The organism is Dehalococcoidia bacterium (genome assembly GCA_041653995.1).
Classification (GTDB): Bacteria; Chloroflexota; Dehalococcoidia; order GIF9; family UBA5629; genus CAIMUM01.
Window position 1 is genome coordinate 255596 of sequence record JBAZEK010000001.1, and the last position, 20330, is coordinate 275925.

The following is a 20330-nucleotide window of genomic DNA, read 5'->3' on the forward strand; positions in this document are numbered from 1 at the left end:
ACTATCACATGTAATTATTTATTGTCAAGGAGAATCAACTTTAGCGGTGTACGGGCGACCAACGGCCCGATTCTTTTCTTAAATAAGTCAGCGCGTGGTATCGAATCTAAGGCTGACTATTTCATGCGCTCCCGCAGAGAAACGTATACAGCCGTCCGGCCCAGTTTTTATATTATCGATGATTGTCTCGTCGAGCCTGCACCTGTGAGCGGCCCCGACAGGCAGGTCCGGCTTTATGCGCACCTTGATTGCCTTGCCGGTGATATTGAAGCCGCGCACGAGCAATCCCGTCCCATCTTCGGGGGTTTTAATTGCAGCGATGACAAACAGGTCGGGAACAACGGTCAGGAAGGAACCTGTCCCGCTGCGTGTGCCGCTATGAGGAATATCTACGACGGCGCGCATGGGGGCATTGAACGCGTAGGCCTGCTGAAAGGACCCGGCCCAGCCGTCAGTATGCGGAACGATCGAATACTCAAACTCATAAGTGCCGTGCATCTGCGCGTCCGGCACTGCCATCCAGGGCGGACCCGCGTGGTCCTTTCGCGTGTCAAGGTTGTCCAGCGACAGCCAGCCGATGCAGCGCAGCAAGGTTAATGCCACCTCCGAGGCCGGGCCTGATTGCAGAACCTCCGCTTCGGGCAGGCCGCGGTTGGCGACCATGAGGCCGGTTTTCCCGTCCGATATGTCGACGAAGGCGCGTTGCGGCTGCTGTGCTGCAGGCTTCTCGAACCAGCTATTATCATGGGCTGGAGCGCCCGCAGGTCTCCCGACGACCTCGAAGTGGCCGTCATAGTATGCTTCACCCGTCTTGAAAGGCGCCGTGAAGTGCGCCCGCAGCCGGTGGTCGCAACAGACGTTGGTTACGCTCGTTGTAAAATCGACCCGTGCAATCCCGCGTGTCAGGACGGCCTTTGTGGTGATCTCGAGGGGCGCTCTGCCGGCAGACCTCGCCATACGATCAGGCGACAGGGAGTCAGGGACGAGCATCACCAAGTTGAGAGTTATGGATTGAGTGACGGGCCCACTTTCGATACGCAGGCCGGTCACAGTGGAGTATTGACGGGAATCAATGATACTGTCATCGGCAGGGGCGCAGTAGTTATACAGGTCTCCACGGTCACCGCCGTCTGTGAAAAAGTTGAGGCCGCTGTAAACCTGTCCGGTCCTTTTATCGGTCAACATGAAATCGTTGCTGCATTCATCAATAGAGACTATCAGGTATTCATTTTCAATGGACTCGGGATTGGCGCAGGCGTTGGCGGCTGCGGCTGCGGGTGACCTCTGTATCCAGTATGTTGCGTATCCCAGAGGCGGCACATCGCCGGCGATGAAAGAGATCTGAGATGGCCGCACCAGCGCTGCCCTGACATGGAATTGCCGGATCGAGGTATCAGTGAGGCAGCTATTCAGTTTATCCTGCCAGGCTTTCAGTGCCGGCTGTCCGCTGTTGTCCACGATGATATCCAGATAGAGGTCGTCGCCCTTACGTTCAATTTCTATATCATGGATCTGGATACCGTGGCTCGAGCCCTGCGCTGCCGTTTCCCACAGGGCGGCGAGCCCCTGCCAGTCCAGGGTCGTATCCAATAATTCCTCCACACCGCCCCTGCCGACGACCTGGTGAGGTATGTTGTTTCCCCGGCCGTCGAGTATCTCGATATCACCGCCTGAATGGCTCAGTATCAGCGACATGGTTACGGCCCCGCTGTTGACCGACGATAATGGATTGAAAACCGTGACCGAGAATATCGCTGCTTTGTCCGGATACGGGCAACTTGTATCGAGAGATATTATTATATCGGACAACGCCCGGCCCGCGACCGCTTCAGCTATCTGCGCGACCTGGTCGAAGCGCGTCCTCATTTCATCGTGTACCTGGTCGACGGAGCAGCCGCAAATGGAGTCGTGGGCGTGGTTCTCCAGCAGCATGCGCCAGGCCAGCGCAGTGAATCCGTCCGGCCGCTCAGGCGATGCGAGAAGGGTATCAGACGGCTGTTTTGAGGCAATCAGCAGGGCGATGGCGCTGTACGGTTCCGCCCATTTCTCCAGCAGGACCTGGCAGCGGTGGTTGCTCTGTTTGATCCACATACGCGATGAAAGCGTGCCCGGCAGCACAGGCTGCCTCATGCAATGGCGTAGCTCGCCTGTAATGGTCGGGATGGCCGTTTTCGATGCGTCCAGCCACTGCTGCAAGTCGGCCAGGTAGAGGGGAAGAGTGGAGTGTATGAAGTTGTATCCAGGCAGGGCTTGATTCAGGAAATTAAGTGCGGGGGTTATTTCGGGGCGCGGTTCTATGTGGTCAGTTCCCTGCATGAGCAGTATGGGGCCGCCCTGCGTGAAGGGGACCAGTTTATCCAGCGCGGTTTTAGCCTCCGCCAGCGTGGCTTCATCGTTGAAGGAAGGTATTTTAACCGCGTTGCTGTAGCTTTCCCTCAGGTGGGCCAGAATAACCCGCGTGCCATCCGGGCCCTTCCACCAAAGCTGGCAGGGTTGATCGCCTATGCCGCGCCAGGCGACGGCGCTGTGCAGGCCGAAGCCGGCCAGCAGCTGGGGCATCTGTCCGATATGTCCGAACGAGTCCGGCAGGTATCCTGCAGTCATGCATGGTCCGAAGCGAGCGGCTGTTTTTCTACCCATCATCAGATTGCGTATGAGAGCTTCAGGGCTGACCAGGAATTCGTCGGGCATGCAGTACCACGGCCCCACCAGTACACGTCCGCTTTCTATATGCTCCCTGAGCTCGGATTCCCGTTCGGGGCGAACGGCCAGGTAATCCTGCAGCAAGATGGTCTGGCCGTCCAGCATAAAATATTTATAGTCCTTATCCGACCTGAGGATACGCAGCAGCTTGTCGACCATGCGCACAAGGTTAAAGCGGAACTGCTGAAAGGTGCGATACCATTCGCGGTCCCAGTGGGTATGAGATATAAAATGGACTTTAATCATTTATTCAGGGGAAACCGTTACGATGCTAAGGTCGGCTTCAGTATATCAAAATGGAAAAACATGCGAGTATCAGGCGGTTACAAATGCGAACCGGCCGCTCCGGAAAAGCTCCAGGCAGGCATCTACCACAGCGGGATCGTACAATTTGCCATTGTTCATGGAAATCTCCTCCAGCGCTTTATCTATGCCCATGGCGGAGCGGTAGGGGCGATGGGAGGCCATGGCTTCGACCACGTCCGCCACCACCAGTATCTTCGCTTCCAGGAGCATGTCTTCCCCCTTGAGTTTGCCCGGATAGCCTGAGCCGTCCAATCTCTCATGATGCTGTAGTATGGCCTGTGCGACGACAGTGGGAAAATCCATACCGATCACGATGTCGTAACCATATTTAGGATGGGTTTTTATCAGATCATACTCGATATAGGTGAGTTTGCCGGGCTTGCTGAGTATATCGGTGGGGATATACATTTTGCCGATATCGTGGATGACCGCCGCCATCCTGACATGGTCGACCCTGTCGCTTTGCAGCTTCATCTCCCCGGCTATGGCTGTCGCCAGAGATGCTACGTTCTGCTGATGGCCGGCCGTATAGGGATCTCTTAATTCCACGATCTTGACCATGGTGCTGATGGCGTCATTCAGCGTTTTCTTGAGCGATTCGTAGCTTTTCACCAGTTTCTCTTCAGCCAGCTTGCGCTCTGTAATAACATCGAACACGGCCACAAAGTACTCCTTTTGCGGGCTGTATACCGATACAGAGAACCACATCTGCAGGGCAGACACGTATGTCTCAAATTGCTCGGGTATGCCGGTCAGGGCCACTCTGCCGTAGATCTCGAATAACTGGGGGTCGTTCTCATATATGCCAGGGATGGCCTCAGATACTTTTTTCCCTGTGATATCCTTCAAACCGGTCTGCTTTTCGAAGGCCTTGTTCACTGCAAGGTAGGTGAAGTCCCGGGGTTGACCATGTTCGAAGATCATCTTGCAGTAAGCAAAACCGTTCATCATGTTCTCGAATAATGATCGGTACAGCTCTTCGCTTTCTCTCAAAGCGGCCATAGTTTGCCTGCGCTCGGTGATGTCTCTTCCCTCGGCCAGAATGCCGACCGCAACATTATTATCATCCCGCAGGACGCTGAACTTGTTCTCCATCCATACGGTACCACCTTTCTTGCAGGAATACTCAAACTCAAGGGTCAGGATGGGATTGTAGTTCGGATCGGCTTCAACCAGAGGAAGCTCACTCAGGAATACTTCGGATGCTGCTTTGAGCGACTCGGGTGTGACCTGCTTCTCCAACGGCATCTGCATAATCTCTTTCGCGGTGAAGCCGCGTAATTTCTCCACGGAGGGACTTATATATATAGTCTTTAAATTCATGTCAGCTATCGCTACTGTATCCGTTGTGTGCTCCGAAAGTAGGCGATACTGTGCCTCGCTGGCCTTTAATGCCTCCTCAGCCATCTCTCGTTCGGTGATGTCGACATGCTGGATAACGGCATTGGTGACTTTGCCCTCGGCGTCGATAATGGGCGAAATGGTGACTTCCAGTATTACATAGGCAGATCTCTGCAATTTGACTGATTTGAGCTGGGAAGAGTCGTATTTCAACTTGAACTTCGCAATGGAACCCTGTGCAAACACATCGCGCACCAGCGGCATAAATCCCTGTTGCTCAACGATGTTGTCCTGCAATACATTATATTTTCCTACCAGTTCCTCATCAGTAACATTGAGCAGATCGCGGCAGGCCTGATTCATTTTAATCAGGGTACCCTGACTATTGGAGATCCACATTGCGTGAGGGCTTTGTTCGATCAGGCTTAAGAGGAAGCCTTCAGAATGTTTCAGGGCATCCAGCGTGCTCTGCAATCTGGAAGGGCTGGATCTGCGCGATGGATGTCCGGCGCCGCCTGCTTTGCTTTTAGCAGGCTTTGACTTATCTGATCTGGTGGTCATTATTTACCTCAAATCCCGTCATAGGGGTTTAAAAGAAAACCTTCCACTTTTAAAAAGCTCCTGACAGGCGTCCGCCACAGCGGGGTCGTATAATTTACCCTTGTTTATCGATATCTCTTCAAGCGCCTTGTTCAGGCCCTGGGCAGGACGGTAGGGACGGTCTGCGGCCATGGCTTCAACGACGTCCGCGACCACCAGTATCTTCGCTTCCAGGATTATCTCATCGCCCTTGATGCCGCCGGGGTAGCCTGATCCGTCCAGCCTCTCGTGATGCTGAAGAATAGCCTGCGCGACAGAGCAGTGGAAATCCATGTCCTTGACAATCTCGTACCCGTAGTGTGGATGGGTCTTGATCAGATTGTATTCTATTTCCGACAGTTTTCCCGGCTTGCTGAGTATATCGGAAGGGATATACATTTTGCCTATGTCATGTATGACCGCTGCTGTCCTGAGCCTATCGATCCGTATATCGTCCAGCTTCATCTCTCTGGCGATGGCGGTCGCCAGGTCGGCCACATTCTGCTGGTGGCCCGCAGTATAGGGATCTCTGGTCTCCACGATTTTAACCATGGCATTGATGGCGTCGTTCAGCGTTTTCTTGGTGGATTCATAGCTTTTGAGCAGCTTCTCCTCAGACAGTTTACGTTCGGTAATATCCCGGCAAACGCAGAAAATAAGCTTTTGGCCTTCTATGACGGCGGCGTTGGTGCTGATCTCAACATCATAGATCGTGCCGTCCTTGCGGCGGTGCCTGGTTTCAAAATGATCGCCTGCCTCATCCACGGAGCGGATCATTTCAAGCGTTTTTTCCTGCGGGAATTGAAATTCCCAATCAAATACGTAGAGTTGATGCATTTCCTCGGGAGAGTATCCAAGCATGGCGGCAAACTGTTTGTTCGACTCATATACCTTGCCGTTCTGATCGAGTATGACGATCCCGTCCCTGGACTGCTCAACCAGGATGCGCCGTCTTAGTACCTCGTCCTCTAATGCCTTCTCCAATTTCTTGCGCTCGGTGATGTCTTTAAACACCGTCAGAATCGATTCAGGGTTGCCTTTTTCATCCACCAGCATGGAAGAACTGATCTCCAGGTAAAACTTGCTGCCGTCTTTTTTATAGCTGGTGAATTCCTGGTTTCTGACCACTGTCTCCTTACGAAGCTTTTCCAGGTTCTCTATTATCATTTCGGAGTTTCCAGGCGCCACCAGGTCCATCACATTCCTGCCCTTCAAATCCTCCGTCGGCTCAAAGCCGAAAACCTCCAGGGCCTGTTTGTTGTTCATAACGATCGTTCCGTTCATGTCCATCAGCCCTATGGCGTCAGGCGAAGTCTCGATAAGTGTGCGATACAAGGCCTCGCTTTCCCGGATTCTCCTTTCTACCAGCCGGTCGTCCGTGATGTCTCGCGCTGAAGATAAAGCGCCCTTTACATTGTTGTTTTCATCCTTGAGCACCCGGCACCACCATGCCAGCAGTCTCTTCTCCCCATCCTTTCGCCTCTGCCAGCTTTCAAGGTAGATAACGTTTTCAGCGCCCTTGAAAAGGGAATCTACCGCAACGTAGGTGTCCTGCTCGCCTTCGAAGTAGTAGCTCGCCTCTTTTCCCAGCATGTCCTCGCCGAAAAAGTCGGTGGCGGCCGGGTTGGCCCATGTATACACTTTATTTTCGTCTACTTCCGCAATGATGTCCGGTATAGCGTCCAGCATGGCGCCGTAGCGCAGGCTCAATGTCCTGAGGGATTCGGAGACGTTTCTTCTCTCGGTGGTGTCATGCGCGATGCCAACGAAATAGCGAAATGAACCGTTATCATCCAGCACTCTGTTGCCGCTGGTGGTATGCCAGCGCCATTCACCCGAGGCATGCCTGACACGATATTCCAGTCCGGGGGTAAAGTGACCGGTCTCGATAAAATAATTCAGCGCGAGCTCGACCATGGGCATGTCATCGGGATGAACGAAAGAGCGGAAGGCCCGGCCCTGCATTTCCGAGGGCTTGAATCCCAAAATCCTTTCTGAGGCAGGAGATACGAACAGAAATACTCCCGCGGCATCCAGCGTGTAGATCATATCAAGGCTGTGATCGATGATCAGCCTGTGCCTCTCCTCGCTTATTTTAAGCGCATCCACCATCTCGGCCTTCTCCTGATAAACCCGTATATTTTGCAGCCGCCAGACCAGTCCCACACCGGCGCCGGCGCCAAGCAACAGCGCGCCGACCAGGGCTACGACCAGCCAGAGTATCTGCAAAAGAGGCTCGTACACCTCCGAGGTATCTATGCGCGCTATCATGAACCAGGGAGAATCCGGTATATAGCGGATGTCTGCGATCACATCTACATCGCGGTAGTCTTTACCCTCCACAATACCCTCATCGCCCAGAACTGCTTTAACGGCCGGCACCTCCGTTTGCGACAACGGTATACGTAGTTTAAGCGCAGCATCCTTATCATACCTCAGCTCGTTAAGAAAAAGCGCATCATCGCCATCACGCCGGACGATTAGCGTCTCAGCCGTAGCAGTGGTTGTTGGCCAGCGGCTGATCAGCGGGTAGAGATAGCGGTGCGGGTCGATAAGCAGGGCCACGACACCCAGCGGCACATTGTCATCCTTTTCCTGGAAGACAGGGACGAGTACCATCATGTGGGGTTGTGAAGATTCATCATGAAAATGGAGATCCGAGACAGTCAGCTTGCCTGAGCGCAGCGCTGCGGCAGCATCCTCAGGTATATGCTGCGAGACAGGCTCGGTAGAATCAGGGACACTCATTCGTACCTTGCCGTCAGTATCAAGCAGTAGCAGTTTCTTGTACTGTCCGATCTGCAGGTAGTGGTACAGCCATGACCGCAGCAGCTCTTTGGAGACCGCATCATCGGGGTATTCCAGATAACTCTGCACGATGTTGGAGAAAGCGGGATTCCTGAAGAGCAGGTTGGCATCCCCGATACGCTCTTTGCGCCATTGAATCAGCTCTCCGGCTTTCAGGTCCGCAATAGCCGAAAGTTGATATTCGACCTGCGACCTGTAATTCCTTTCGTAGCTGCTGTAGAAAAAATGTCCGGCGACAAGGATGCCGATCGACAGGAATACAAATATCAGCAGGAGCGTAAGAGGCGTATATGAATAATTACCCTCAGATGTTTTAGTGCGGTCACCTGGTTTGCGTCGTTTATCCCTGTATATGAACATTATTGACAATACCGTGCTCAACAGAGTTGAAGAAACCGCGAAGATGATCATGCGCAGGATGGGATCAGGGTAGGGAGAGATGAAAAGCGCGCGCGGGAGGAATATCAGCAGCGCGACGACATTGGATATCAGGGCGCCCGCCAGGCCGAAATAATAGGTGCAGTATAAAATGGGGACCAGGAAGAGGATTCTGTGGGGATCGTGAACCGTGTACCAGATTTCCCAGCGCAGGGCATCCAAGCCGAAATAGTCAACCAGTTGGCCGAAATAGTAGATCAGGGCGCAGGCGGCAAAAAGGGCAACCGATATGCCGATATGTTTGGCTCTGGAGTCAGGCTGTCCCATATCGCCCATTACCCCCTGCTATTTCAATAACTGTCTATATAAAAATCGAAGTCAACCGGCATCACTACTTTGAAGTTTAGCGACACATATGAAGACTGTCAATTTGAGCGATTGTGGAAAACAGACATCAAGAGTAAATCGCATAGTCCTGTTCGGCAAACGGACTTGACAGGGTGAAGTGGCTGCATTACCATTAAAAAAACTATATAACAATATCATTATATAGTTATAAAGGATTACGGTGAGACAAATGCGGAATTTAGTCAGGATTTTGAAGTCGCTGTCGGACGAGACCAGGCTGCGCATGCTCAACATGTTGTTTCAGCGTGAATGTTGCGTGTGTGAGATCATGCAGGTGCTGGATATATCGCAGCCGCGCGCATCGCATCATTTGATAGCATTGTATAACGCCGGTCTGCTCAAGATGCGCAGGCAGGGGCTGTTCGCGCTGTATTCAATCGACTGGGAGAACATGCAAACTTACGAGGAGGAGCTGATCAGAGCGGTGCGCAAAGGTCTGGAGGGCAATGAGCAGGCGGAGTCGGATTTGCGCAATCTGAAGAAGGCAAAACGCGTGTTGCCTGATTGCGTGGCTAAAGTTTGATAAAGACAGATACTACCGATATTTGGAGAAAGTGATGTCGTGTACTGAACAGCAAAGCAGGCCGCAGTTATCGGTCCTTGATCGTTTCCTCACGCTCTGGATATTTCTGGCCATGGCGATCGGAGTCGGCCTCGGTTACTTCATGCCGGATGTGGCGGACCTTATTTCCGTTTTCCAGGTCGGCACAACATCTATCCCCATTGCCGTGGGATTGATCCTGATGATGTACCCGCCGCTGGCCAAGGTCAAGTACGAGGACCTGCACATGGTCTTTCGCGACTGGAAGATACTGGGACTGTCGCTGGTGCAGAACTGGCTGATAGGTCCTGTTCTGATGTTTGTACTGGCCATTGTTTTCCTGCATGCTTACCCGGATTACATGGTTGGACTGATAATGATGGGCCTGGCGCGCTGCATCGCCATGGTGATCGTGTGGAATGAGCTTTGCGGCGGGGATAATGAATATGCCGCCGGCCTGGTGGCCTTCAACTCCATTTTTCAGATACTGTTTTATTCGGTCTATGCATATGTTTTCATCACCGTGCTGCCCGGCTGGTTCGGGCTTGAGGGATCATCCGTTAGTATAACCATCTGGGAAATAGCGCAGAGCGTTTTGATTTACCTGGGTATACCGTTTTTCGCCGGGATGCTGACAAGACTTATATTAATAAAGGCCAAAGGCCGTGAGTGGTATGATACCAAATTTATTCCCACTGTCAGCCCGGTTACGCTGGCGGCGTTGCTGTTTACCATCGTGGTAATGTTCTCTTTGAAAGGCCAGATTATAATCGAGTTGCCGCTGGACGTGCTGCGCATCGCCCTGCCGCTGCTCATCTATTTCGTTGTCATGTTCCTGGTATCCTTCTATATGGGAAAGAAGATAGGCGCCAACTATCAGAAGACAGCTACGATCGCGTTCACCGCTGCCAGCAATAATTTCGAGCTGGCTATCGCCGTGTCGGTGGCCGTCTTCGGCATCGGATCCGGGCAGGCCTTCGCCGCCGTGATAGGTCCCCTGGTGGAGGTTCCCGTCTTAATAGGCCTGGTAAACGTGTCGTTGTATTTCAAACGCAAATTTTTCGACCGGGCGGCGCCTGCTTGAGCACAAGAAACAAGCAACCTGATCAATCTGTATTGAATGCTGCTCGCTGATGTTAAAGGAAAGGAAATAAATGGACTTTATTTTGATGTTACTGCAATCGGGCTGGGATACCCTGCTCGACTACCTGTCTCTACATGTTTTAACATGCTTGATCCCGGCGCTTTTCATCGCCGGCGCCATCTCTGTTTTCGTATCCCAGGCTTCGGTGCTGAAGTATTTCGGGCCCAAAGCCAATAAATGGGTCGCCTACGGGGTCGGGGCGGTCTCGGGGACCATACTGGCTGTCTGCTCGTGCACCGTGTTGCCGCTTTTCAGTGGAATTTATATTGCCGGCGCGGGCCTTGGCCCGGCCATCGCTTTTCTTTATTCGGGTCCGGCCATCAACATTCTGGCCATCACATACTCGGCCAGGCTGCTGGGCTGGGATATCGGTTTGGCGCGCGTGGTCGGCGCCGTATTTTTCTCGGTCATCATAGGCTTCATAATGGCGTATATCTTCCGAAAAGAGGAGAAGTCCAAGAGCGACGGGCGTTTTGACACGTTATCCGACGCCGAGAAGGGGAAGCCCTGGTGGCAGGTAATTATATTCTTCGCCATCCTGGTGGGCATCCTGCTGGCGGCGTCCGCTGCACAGTGGATCATACTCGCCGTGCTGTTTGCGGCGCTCGTGATCGTGCTGTGGCGATGGTTTACGATGGATGAGTTCAAGCTCTGGATGAAGGAGACCTGGCGTTTCCTGGTTCTGATCGTGCCCTGGCTGTTAGTCGGCGTTTTCATTGCAGGCATCCTTAAGGCGATCATACCGCCCTCTGCGGTGGCAGGATTGGTCGGCGGCAACACCATACTCGGCAACTTGGTCGCATCGCTTTTCGGCGCCCTTATGTACTTCGCAACTCTGACGGAGGTGCCAATCATCAAGGCCTTCCTCGATATGGGCATGGGCAAGGGACCGGCGCTGGCGCTGCTGCTGGCAGGCCCCGCGCTGTCGCTGCCCAGCATGCTGGCGCTGGGCAAAATCATGGGCTGGAAGAAGACGTTGACCTATGTAACGCTCGTGGTTATCATGGCCACCATTACCGGATACATATTCGGACTGATAGATCAATAATGCAGGAGGAAAAATTCATGGAAATTAAAGTTCTTGGACCGGGCTGCGCCAGGTGCCAGAGCCTGGAGAAGACGGTGAAGGACGTTGTGGCCTCACTGAAACTTGACATAAAGGTCGAGGAAGTCAAGGACATGAAGCAGATCATGCAGTATCCCATATTGATGACGCCCGGCCTGGTGATCAATGGCAAGGTGGTCATGAGCGGCAAGGTTCCGTCCAAAGCTGAGGTCGAGCGCTATATAAGGGATGCCCTTAATGACGAAGGTTAACCCGGAATGCGGATTATCTTCAGGTCTTCACACAAAATTCACATTAGTAATCTACACTTTTACGTGAAAATTTATCAGGAACATATTATGCGATCGCCTGTACATTCAAGGAGGAACATCACCTGACATGCTGAACTCTATTAAGCTCACAGTCATACCATTATTACTTGTGGGGACCATATTTCTGGGCGCTTGTTCGGCACCGACCGTAAATCCCGCTCCGCCTGCCGGTCAGACCCCGGCACAAGACGTGGCCGAACCTGCTGACCAGCCTGTTTCCCAACCTCAGGCCGGGGAGAATCCGGTATCCGGGGCGTCAGTTACGGATAATGCCACCACTGTTGCAGAACAACCGCAGTTATCCCCGCCCAGCCGGGTCGACGTCATATATTTTCATGTTAATCAGCGCTGTGTGACATGCCTGTGTTTTGAACAACACATTAACTATGTAATTGACACATATTTCCAGGATGCGATAGACAGTGGAAAACTGACATATCGCGTATTGAACATACAGAAAGAGGAAAATGTTGATATCGCCAGAAAATATAGAGCAGTTGGTTCGCAGCTGTTTATCAACGTAATAGTAAATGGAATCGACAACATCGAGGATATTCAGAGTATCTGGAGCTGGAAGTGCCCGAGCGACCCAAAGCAATTTGAACGCAAGGTGAGGATCATTATCGAACAAAGCCTCGAAGAGGTTTCCTGATGGATCTATCGACCTTGTCGGCAAATACGAGTATACCTGCTTTATCGGCTTTTTTACTCGGGCTGATGGCCACAGTCGGACCGTGTACCATGGCCACCAATATCGCAGCCCTGGCCTATGTCAGCCGTAATCTGACCAACCGCAAATACGCCATAGCTACAGCGTCATTGTACACGCTGGGAAGGATGCTGACATATACTGTGCTTGGCGCAGTCATTATCTTTCTTGGCCTGAGCATACCTGAGGTTTCCCTGTTTCTACAGGATATCGGCGAAAAGTTTCTGGGGCCTTTTATGATAGCGATAGGCGTATTGATGCTGTTCATTGACAGGATCTCTTTTGGCGGGGCCGGCAACAACCTGTCCAGTATGGGCAGCAAGGTTGCAGAGTGGGGTATAATCGGGGGTCTTCCGCTGGGCGCGCTGTTCGCCCTGGCATTCTGTCCTTATAGCGCCGTGCTGTTTTTTGCCGTTTTGATTCCGCTGGCCTTTAAGTCTGCCGGCGGCATTGCACTGCCGGCCTTTTTCGCTATTGGAACGGGCTTGCCGGTGCTGCTTTTCGGCCTGCTGCTCTCTTTCGGGGTAGCCGGTATCTCAAAGTGGGTCGAAGCCATCTCTCGCGGCGAGAAGATAATGCGGATTGCCGTCGCCATTATTTTCATCGGAATAGGAATATACTACATGCTGCCCTGGTTGAGCTCATTATTCGCAGCCGGATGATTGTCACAAGGAGAGTACATTGTGCGTCAGTTTAATCATATAGGAAGATACTCGCTTATATTGGTTGTACTGGCGATCGCAGTGCAGCTATCCTGTGCTTCGGCTGATAACACAGGCAACCGGCGAAATCATGCGCCCACTATTGAAAAGCTAAATTATGATAAAACTACGTATCATAACAGGCCGGTTAAGATTGAATGCATTGCCAGTGACATTGACGGCGACAGCCTGATGTATTTGTGGGAATCAAAGGAAGGCAATATTACAGGCGAAGGCCGAAGTGTGATATGGACGCCGCCAGGCCGTATGCAGAATTATCCTATTAATCTTGTCGTTACGGATGGCAGGGGTGGAGAGGTTAAAGAGAAAATATATATTATGGTTGTTACGAACGCGGATGGTACTGTTGCACCGAACATAGAGATCAAATTAATATTGGGTGATAACAACACCGTATCAATTGAGAATCAGCGCGTGGGAATCTGGACAACCTCAAATATAGTATGTTCCGTTGAAAATGCCGGAGAAGGCGATTTGATATATGAATGGTCTACAGATTGCGGGAAAATACAGGAGATGAGCGGCCAAGACAGTACAGGGAACAGAATAAGCTGGATCGCACCCGGCGCACAAAGTGATTGTACCGTCAACGTAACCGTTATCGATACTCAACAGGGTGTCGAAGCTAAAGGAAAGGTGAGAATTGGCGTATTCTGTTGTGGCAAAGAAATAACTGGAGATAAATGAGATGCATGTTATGAAACAATTAAATCCGGCAGGTTTGCTGATCGCTATTTTTGTAACAGTCGCATTTGTGCCGCAGCCGGCTTGTGCTCCCCCTGCTCCCATGATCAAGCAGCCGAACCAGTCTCCGGTCATTGAAAGTATAAATTATGCAGCAGATGCCTTTGCCACGATGGATGTGCAGATCGAGTGTCTGGCAAAGGATGCAGACAGCGACAATCTTACATACCAGTGGCAGGCAGAGGCAGGGAAAATATCCGGCAGCGGACCGAATGTGACCTGGATGCCGCCGGACAGGATGGGAACTTACCCGATAACGCTGGTTGTCAGCGATGGCAAAGGTGGTGTAGCAACTGAGAACATCAGCATCAGGGTTGTTACCAACGCGGACGGGACGGCCACTCCGATAGTGGAGGTCAGGTTGAAGCTGGGAGAGGCTGAGCCGGTCATAGTCGATAAACAGCGCGTCCGGATCTGGATGACGACCGACATTCTCTGCATAGTGGAAAATGCTGATAGCAGTAATCTTACCTATATATGGTCTGCCACCGGAGGCGAGATTAAAGACAAAGGTTTGGAAACAAGTGAAGCTAATAAAATTAGGTGGAAAGCGCCCGGTATCCGTGGAGACTATAAGATCATGGTTACAGTAAGAAATGCCCGGGGTCAAGAAGCCAAGGGAGAGGTGAACATCAACGTCTTCTGCTGCGGAAACTGATGATGGATTACGAGGACATGACGCACAATCTAAAAGTTATGTTCCAAGTATTGATATTACTGGCATGTACAGTTCCTATATGCGTCAGCACGGGATGTTCGGCATTTACGGATTTATTCATTGAGAAAGATCTGACTGAGATTCCACTTGACCAGGTGCTGAAAAACGGTAAACCCACATTGGTCGACTTTGGCTGGCGCGACTGTGAACCATGCAAGAAGATGAAAATTGTTCTTGGAAGTCTCGAGTACAAATATCGTGGAAAGCTAAACTTTGTAATCGTGGAAGCATACAACCACAGGGACCTGATGGACAGGTATAAAATTAATGCCATACCTGTGCAGATATTATTCGATGGCAGCGAGCACGAACTTGTCAGGCATGCGGGATTCTGGCCTGAAGAGGATATAATTGTGGAATTAATCAAGGCGGGGATTAATTGAGGACAAGATTAATTGCTTTCATTGTCCTAACAGTGTTGATGTTATCGGGATGCAACTCTTTTAAAACATCCTGTGAAGCTCCCAACAACTCCCCGATTATAGAATCGGTTACATGCACTAACGATGTTTGGGCTTTAGCTGAGAATGAATTGGTCTGTGAAGCCAGCGATCCCGACGGCGACAGCCTTAATTATGAGTGGTCAACCGCTGACGGTAAAATAATAGGTAGTGGAGCGAGAATGACATGGGTTTCACCAGATACCATGGGTACTTACATTGTTTCAGTCAAAGTATCCGATAGCAAAGGTGGTGAGGCTCGACAGACAGTATCTGTACGTGTGTTGACCAATGCTGATGGCACTACGGCGCCGTCTGTAACGTTAAAGATGTCTTTTGATTCTTCCGAAATTGTCACTGAGAATAGAACTGTCAAAGTTGGTACCGCGACTAAAATTATCTGCGATGTCAAAGATGCGGCTGGTAAGAAATTGAGGTATGAATGGTCTGCCGGTGGAGGTAGGCTGAAAGGGGCGAATGCTGACGAAAAAACCTGGTCCACTGTTTTTTGGACGGCGCCGCCTCTCACGCAGGAATATACAGTCGACGTTACCGTCAGGGATGAACAGGACAATGCAGTGGAGGGTCGCGTGATGTTCGACGTGTTTTGCTGCCCGAGGAATTAGAACGCAAGGCCAGCCGATTAAAAGGCGCATTTAATTCACAGCTATCCCTATTTGACAGCAAGTTTTTAATGCTTATATAATTAGAAAAATGTCTAAATCTATAACTCTGGACCTTCAGCAATACGCAGATATTTTTAAAGCGTTGTCTAACGTAACCAGATTAAAGATTTTCATGCGACTGGCCAGTTGCAGTGTTGACGATGATACTTGGAATTTGGATGGACAAATCTGCGAATGCGTCGGTATGCTGGGCAAAGACCTGGGTGTGTCTGCTCCGACGGTCTCGCACCACCTCAAGGAGCTTAAGCGCGCTGGTTTGATCAAGATGAAGAGGCGGGGGCAGCGTATTGAATGCTGGGTTGATCCCGATATATACGCTGCTTTGGAGAAATTTCTACAGCAAACAAATCCCGGCTGAAAAAATTACCTGGAAAATTCGAATTGTCTAGAAAAGGAGATTTGTAATGGATAATGAATCAAAGGCCAATCATAATCGCATGAAGTGGTGGAAAATTGGCCTGTGCGCCCTGGGTTTACTTATGATTGCTGGCGCAATTACATATACCCTGGTCATTCGCAATGCTGGCACCAACGTATCATCCGATGCAGCATCCACACCTGCAGCAATGGCAAAAAATGAGCAAACTTCAACAGGTATCAGTGAATTAAACTGGGTAAAAACTGTAAGTCAGAAGTTTATTAACAGTGAGTTTATCTTTGTTATTCTGCCAGGCAGCGCTGATGCTACGAAAACGGTCGATCAAACTGTTGCCGGTACCATCGATAAGATCAGGGGTGATGGCTCTGTAGTTGACGTATATACGTTAAGTGCCCAGGACCCTGAGTTCCAGATTACGGCCGATAGGTTGAAAATCTCGAAATTCCCGACGGTTTTATTATTTGCTTCCACGGGCAATGGGGCCATCATCAGTGGTGATATAACTGAGACAAAGTTACTGCAAGCTTATCTTACGGTGCAACAGACTTGTATACCCGGCAATTCAGGTTGCTGCCCCAAATAAGGGACTACGTGATACTAATATGGAAGAGTGGATAAAACAGGTTTTTTCGGCGCCTGAATTTGGCGTATTGGTACTGCCTGCGGGATTTTTATTCGGTCTGATAACGGCTTTAGCATGTCTTGCCTGTAGTGCTCCCATAATCGCAGCCGTCATCGGTTATGCCGGCTCGCGTGAGGGTCAATACAAAAGGGACATTTTTGTGTTAGCCGGATTCTTTATGCTGGGAACGGTACTGGCTCTATCCGTGGCCGGTTTGCTGATCGGATACCTTGGCCAGGCTGCAAGCAGCACATTCGGCCTGTACGGCAAGATATTGATAGCCATAGTCGTGATATTCTTTGGTTTTGCGGCTCTGAATATCCTTCCCTTTAAACTGCCCTCAATTAACCTTTCAAATAGTAAACTGCCCGGGGGATTACTGGGCGCTTCGATATTTGGCCTGGGTGTGGGAGCAGCAAGCACAGCGTTCACAATGGGCTGCTGTGGACCCGTGCTGCTTCCCATCGTCCTCGGCCTATCGATGTTAAAAGGCCAGCCCGGGTGGGGTGCCCTGATACTTGCCGTGTTTGCCATTGGTTACAGCCTTCCCATGGTTGCCCTAATACTGGGTGTAGGTGTCGGCAGACTCTCAATAATATCCAATAAAATTGCGGGACCGATCCGTATAGCATCGGGTGTAATACTGATCGCTGCCGGATTCTGGCTGCTGTTTACACTCTGATCAGTTCAGTCTTAAATAAGATGAAGCTATGGGAGGAAGACTAATATGAACAAAGCAACAGTGGCACTGGCAAGCCTGTTTATATTGGTGCTTGCCCATAGAAGTTGAATAAATGTAAATAACGAGTTTTGATAAGGGGAAATCTGGTGAATACAAAAATTATTATTTACGAATCGGACATGTGCTGTTCCAGTGGTGTATGCGGTCCCAGTCCGGATGAATCCTTGATTAAACTGCAAGATGCTCTTGATAAACTAAAGGATTTGGGTGCCAAGGTCGAGCGCTACAGCATCACAGGAAACCCGAAGAAATTCAGGGAAAACCCTGAGATTACCAAGCTTATGCAGGAACGCCAGATCAAAGCGCTGCCGATTACTACCTGGAATGGGAAGGTTGTTAAGGTGGGTAGTTATCCAAGTATTGATGAATTTAAAAAGTATATGGAGGACGGCAATACAGAATTGTCAGCATCAGCTTCAGTAACACCTGGCAGTGAAGTTTGTTGTTCCGGACAAGAAACAACTGGCAATCAAGGCTGCTGTGCCCCGCAGAACTCCTGCGATATAAGTTGCGGTCCGAGCTATAAGAATAATACTGACATCAATACCCGGGGCAAGTGCTGCTAATGTAATAAATTCAAGATATCTTTTTCAAGGATTGCGCCTTTACGAAGGAAGATCGGGTTATTTCCTGTAATGTCGACTATGGTTGACTCCGTACCTCCCGGGCACGGACCGCCATCCAGGATGAAATCTACCGCAGCGCCCAATTGATCCATGATCTGCGCGGCCGTCAGTGGTGCATTGTGATTGTGCAGATTAGCGCTGGTGCCCACGATAGGGCAACCTGCCTCTTTAATCAGGCGCAGCGTTACGGCATGGTCCGGCATGCGGACTGCGATTTTGCCTTCCCCGGCCAGGACTGCGCTGTTAAAGTTCGTCGCCTTATTGAATACCAGGGTGAGCGCGCCCGGCCAGAAGGCGGTTATCAGTCTCGCGGCTGATGGTGGAACATCTGCGGTCATTTCTTTGAGTTGCGACAGGTCGCATATCAACACCGGCAGGGGAAGGTTAAGAGGGCGTCGCTTGACTGCAAAAACCTTCGCTACGGCCTTGTCATCGTAGATGTCTGCGCCCAGGCCGTAGACCGTGTCGGTGGGGTATGCGGCTATTCCGCCCGACCGCAGTACGGCAGCGCACTTCTTCACCTGTTCCAGAATATCAGCGGGGAGATCATTTATTTCAGACATATGACTTTCATCCCTGTACAGCGAAATTGTACATTAAACCGGCCTGCCGCTTAAACATCGATGCGGGTACACAGCATAGCTGTCCTGTGATATACTTTTGCAAATGAGCGGGGCAAAAGACAAGGCGGCCAGCCATCGCGTAGCCACCAGCGACGATATCGAGGTCTCCACTTATCTCGAGATCGCCAAAGAGATGCAAGGGGTACAGGCTTCGCCCAAGCCTGGAGAAATACCTCATGGCGCACGCGAGGCCATAACCATCATCGACTTCGGTTCCCAGTACAGCCACCTGATCGCGCGCCGCGTCAGGGAATGTAACGTTTACTGCGAGATCTTTCCCTACGATACCCCCCTGGAAAAAATCATGTCCATCCACCCGCGCGGCTTTATACTCTCAGGCGGGCCGTCCAGCGTATATGACAAGAACGCTCCATTAACACCCATGGGGATATATGAAAGCCGTCTGCCGGTGCTGGGCATCTGCTACGGCATGCAGGCCCTGACGCACCAGCTTGGCGGGACGGTTGCCCCCGGCGCCAAACACGAGTACGGGCAGGCTGTGCTGCATCTAAGCGATGATAAATCACCGCTTTTCATCGACCTCGAAGAATCGCTGACTGTCTGGATGAGCCACGGCGACGAAATCATGGAGATGCCACCCGGATTTAAGTCCAGCGCATATACCGAGAACTCGCCCAACGCCGTCATCAGCGACGGCGCCAGGATTTTCGGACTGCAGTTCCATCCGGAGGTGGCGCATACTCCGCAGGGCAAACAGATTATCAGGAACTTCCTCTACAACGTCTGCGGCTGCCGGGGTACGTGGACGCCGGGCAATTTTATCCAGGAGAGCATCGCGGCCATCAAAGAGCAGGTTGGGTCCGGCAGAGTCATCTGCGCCCTGTCCGGCGGCGTTGATTCGGCGGTGGCGGCCAAGCTGGTGCATGCCGCCATAGGCGACCAGCTCACGTGTATCTTTGTCAACAACGGCCTGCTGCGGCGGGAGGAGCCGGAGAGAGCGCTGGAAACTTTTCGCAAGAACCTCAGGATGAATGTGGTCTTTGTCGATGCCACCGACCTTTTCCTGGAGAATCTGAAGGGGGTCATTGACCCGGAGCAGAAAAGGAAAAATATCGGCAGGGAATTCATCAAGGTATTCGAGAGCGAGGCGCGGAAGCTGGGCAAGATCGATTTCCTGACGCAGGGCACGCTCTATCCCGATGTAATCGAGAGCGCAACGCCAGAGACTAAAGCGGCGGTTAAAATCAAGACCCACCACAACGTGGGCGGGCTTCCATCCAAGATGGCGCTAACCCTGATCGAGCCGCTTAGATATCTCTTCAAGGATGAGGTGCGCAACGTGGGACTTGAGCTCGGGCTGCCGGAGGACATGGTCTGGCGGCAGCCCTTCCCGGGGCCGGGACTGGCCATACGCATTATCGGGGAGGTCACGCGCGAGAGGCTGGATATACTGCGCGGGGCGGACTGGATCGTGATGAACGAGATCAAGAAAGCCAAGCTGTACCGGCAGATGTGGCAGACTTTTGCCATACTCACCGACCTGCGCAGCGTGGGTGTGATGGGCGATTTCCGCACCTACGGCTATCTGGTGGCTGTTAGGGCTGTGACCAGCCAGGACGCCATGACGGCCGACTGGGCCAGGCTTCCTTATAACTTGCTCGCCACCATATCCAACCGTATCGTGAATGAGGTGCCCGGCGTGAACAGGGTGGTCTACGACATCACCAGCAAACCTCCCTCCACTATCGAGTGGGAGTAGGCCGGTTACTGACG

19 protein-coding genes are annotated in these 20330 nt (G+C 51.5%); 15 read left to right on the forward strand and 4 right to left on the reverse strand.

The window, feature by feature from the left end:
* Nucleotides 1-87: 87 nt before the first annotated feature.
* From WC359_01230 to WC359_01240, 3 genes are all read right to left on the reverse strand, one after another.
* The gene (locus WC359_01230; GenBank protein ID MFA5399055.1) at nt 88-2949 is read right to left on the reverse strand and encodes a glycoside hydrolase family 38 C-terminal domain-containing protein; all 2862 of its coding nucleotides are present in this window, start codon (nt 2947-2949) and stop codon (nt 88-90) included.
* 69 nt (nt 2950-3018) lie between these two features.
* A complete protein-coding gene (locus tag WC359_01235) occupies nt 3019-4911 on the reverse strand; it encodes an HD domain-containing phosphohydrolase (GenBank protein MFA5399056.1) in 1893 nt (630 codons plus the stop codon).
* Nucleotides 4912-4929: 18 nt separating this feature from the next.
* Entirely contained in the window at nt 4930-8451 is a 3522-nt protein-coding gene (locus WC359_01240) for a PAS domain S-box protein (GenBank protein MFA5399057.1), read from the reverse strand.
* Nucleotides 8452-8692: 241 nt separating this feature from the next.
* Between WC359_01240 and WC359_01245 the strand changes: the two genes are divergently transcribed.
* The 14 genes from WC359_01245 (at nt 8693) to arsD (ending at nt 17913) form a co-directional block, all read left to right on the forward strand.
* On the forward strand, nt 8693-9046 hold the full coding sequence (locus tag WC359_01245) for a metalloregulator ArsR/SmtB family transcription factor (protein MFA5399058.1): 354 nt from the start codon (nt 8693-8695) through the stop codon (nt 9044-9046).
* Between the two features lie 34 nt (nt 9047-9080).
* A complete protein-coding gene (gene arsB, locus WC359_01250) occupies nt 9081-10148 on the forward strand; it encodes an ACR3 family arsenite efflux transporter (protein ID MFA5399059.1) in 1068 nt (355 codons plus the stop codon).
* A 70-nt stretch (nt 10149-10218) separates the two neighbouring features.
* Nucleotides 10219-11256, forward strand: coding sequence for a permease (locus WC359_01255; protein ID MFA5399060.1), 1038 nt, complete (start codon nt 10219-10221; stop codon nt 11254-11256).
* A 17-nt stretch (nt 11257-11273) separates the two neighbouring features.
* A complete protein-coding gene (locus WC359_01260) occupies nt 11274-11525 on the forward strand; it encodes a thioredoxin family protein (GenBank protein ID MFA5399061.1) in 252 nt (83 codons plus the stop codon).
* Nucleotides 11526-11652: 127 nt separating this feature from the next.
* Nucleotides 11653-12237 carry a nitrophenyl compound nitroreductase subunit ArsF family protein gene (locus WC359_01265; protein MFA5399062.1) on the forward strand — a complete coding sequence of 195 codons (585 nt, stop codon included), beginning with the start codon at nt 11653-11655 and terminating at the stop codon, nt 12235-12237.
* Nucleotides 12237-12956 (forward strand): aromatic aminobenezylarsenical efflux permease ArsG family transporter, encoded by a 720-nt coding sequence (locus WC359_01270; GenBank protein ID MFA5399063.1) that lies wholly within the window; start codon nt 12237-12239, stop codon nt 12954-12956. The genes WC359_01265 and WC359_01270 overlap by 1 nt, the downstream gene beginning before the upstream one ends.
* 60 nt (nt 12957-13016) lie before the next feature.
* A complete protein-coding gene (locus WC359_01275; GenBank protein MFA5399064.1) occupies nt 13017-13703 on the forward strand; it encodes a hypothetical protein in 687 nt (228 codons plus the stop codon).
* A gap of 10 nt (nt 13704-13713) precedes the next feature.
* Nucleotides 13714-14418, forward strand: a complete 705-nt coding sequence (locus WC359_01280) for a PKD domain-containing protein (GenBank protein ID MFA5399065.1) — start codon at nt 13714-13716, stop codon at nt 14416-14418.
* Nucleotides 14418-14861, forward strand: coding sequence for a thioredoxin fold domain-containing protein (locus tag WC359_01285; protein ID MFA5399066.1), 444 nt, complete (start codon nt 14418-14420; stop codon nt 14859-14861). The genes WC359_01280 and WC359_01285 overlap by 1 nt, the downstream gene beginning before the upstream one ends.
* Nucleotides 14862-14899: 38 nt before the next feature.
* Nucleotides 14900-15544, forward strand: coding sequence for a PKD domain-containing protein (locus tag WC359_01290; GenBank protein ID MFA5399067.1), 645 nt, complete (start codon nt 14900-14902; stop codon nt 15542-15544).
* 88 nt (nt 15545-15632) lie between these two features.
* On the forward strand, nt 15633-15962 hold the full coding sequence (locus tag WC359_01295) for a metalloregulator ArsR/SmtB family transcription factor (GenBank protein MFA5399068.1): 330 nt from the start codon (nt 15633-15635) through the stop codon (nt 15960-15962).
* Nucleotides 15963-16008: 46 nt separating this feature from the next.
* Entirely contained in the window at nt 16009-16566 is a 558-nt protein-coding gene (locus tag WC359_01300) for a hypothetical protein (protein MFA5399069.1), read from the forward strand.
* A gap of 19 nt (nt 16567-16585) precedes the next feature.
* The gene (locus WC359_01305) at nt 16586-17287 is read left to right on the forward strand and encodes a cytochrome c biogenesis protein CcdA (GenBank protein MFA5399070.1); all 702 of its coding nucleotides are present in this window, start codon (nt 16586-16588) and stop codon (nt 17285-17287) included.
* A gap of 146 nt (nt 17288-17433) precedes the next feature.
* On the forward strand, nt 17434-17913 hold the full coding sequence (arsD, locus tag WC359_01310) for an arsenite efflux transporter metallochaperone ArsD (GenBank protein MFA5399071.1): 480 nt from the start codon (nt 17434-17436) through the stop codon (nt 17911-17913).
* Here arsD and WC359_01315 read toward each other — a convergent pair.
* Nucleotides 17910-18536, reverse strand: coding sequence for an L-threonylcarbamoyladenylate synthase (locus tag WC359_01315; GenBank protein MFA5399072.1), 627 nt, complete (start codon nt 18534-18536; stop codon nt 17910-17912). The two genes, arsD and WC359_01315, sit on opposite strands and share 4 nt — an antisense overlap.
* Nucleotides 18537-18729: 193 nt before the next feature.
* On the opposite strand from WC359_01315, the gene guaA reads away from it, so the two are divergent.
* Nucleotides 18730-20316 carry a glutamine-hydrolyzing GMP synthase gene (guaA, locus tag WC359_01320; GenBank protein MFA5399073.1) on the forward strand — a complete coding sequence of 529 codons (1587 nt, stop codon included), beginning with the start codon at nt 18730-18732 and terminating at the stop codon, nt 20314-20316.
* The last annotated feature ends 14 nt before the right edge of the window (nt 20317-20330 follow it).